General features: G+C 29.7%; 1 protein-coding gene. It reads right to left on the bottom strand.

Features of this window, described 5'->3' with window-relative positions; genetic code table 11:
- The coding region (locus tag AA089_RS23060; protein ID WP_046759384.1) for a S8 family serine peptidase at positions 1-1,217 on the bottom strand (1,217 nt) is incomplete at both ends.

Below are 1,217 nucleotides of genomic sequence, written 5' to 3'. Positions count from 1 at the left end.
AAGAAGTTCCATCAATAAAAGAATACGTATTATCTGTATTTGAGGTATAAATATCTTCTCCTGGTGCAAAAATATCTACACTATTCTTACCATAATTTGAAAAATTACTAACAAGATTATTTTTATATGAAGATGCTCCAACAACAATAAAGTTTTCTACAAAATCTATTTCATTTTCAATTTGATCATTTGGATAGTTAAATTGAATATCTGTATCAACACTTTCATTTCCAGCTGCCGTTATAAGCAATACATCTTTAGTATCAGCATATTTAATAGCAGCATCTACCCACTCCCTATGAGTTGAAAAATCATTTCTAAAGCTCATATTAATCACTTTTGCACCGTTATCTACCGCATACCGAATTGCTAAAGCAATATCTTTATCACGCTCAGATCCTAAGGCAGCCAATCGTATGGGCATAATTTTTATTGAATTAGCGATTCCTTTTACACCAAATTTATCACTTCGATTACCAGCCAAGACACCTGTAACTTGTGTGCTGTGATAATTGGTAAGCTTTTCACCATGTATATTACCATTACCATATCCTTTATCTAGAATAGTATTCGGGTTATCTCCAATAATATCACTCTCATTGTAACCCGTAGTACCCAAATGCTTTTCATAACGAACAGCAGCCCACTTTTTCTTATATTCAAACCAGTCCTTGTTGATATTATATCGAACGCATTTCTTGGCTTCTCCAATAAAATAGTTTAACGAATCATTATCTGTTTTGATTTCATTTAATTTTTCAATAGTGAACTTTTCATTAGGAAAGTATGGTTTTAATGCTTGAGCTAATTTTTCATAATCATTATAAGCTTTTACAAATTGGTCTAAAGTTTTTTTAGCACTTTTTAGTTGACTGTTATATTCTTCAAAAACTAGCTTATATTGTTTGTATAGTAATGTATCTTTTCCTTTGAAATAACTTTTATCTTTATTTTTAAATATAGTATCGTAAAGTCTCATGAATCTAGTAGATTCATAATTTGAAATCAATACATTTTCGCCTTTGCTATTTCCTAAGAAATTCCAACCATTAGTATCATCGATATATCCGTTATTGTCATCGTCAATACCGTTATTTGGTATTTCATTTTTATTTCTCCAAAAAATGTTTTTAAATTCATCATGACTAACTTCAATACCTGTATCAATTACAGCAACGATTATTGTATCTGCCTTCTGATGTGATAAAATTTCTTTA

Origin of the sequence: Kordia jejudonensis, from assembly GCF_001005315.1 — a bacterium.
GTDB classification, from domain to species: Bacteria; Bacteroidota; Bacteroidia; order Flavobacteriales; family Flavobacteriaceae; genus Kordia; species Kordia jejudonensis.
The sequence above is the reverse complement of the archived record's forward strand: the minus strand, read 5'-3'. Positions and strand labels throughout refer to the sequence as shown.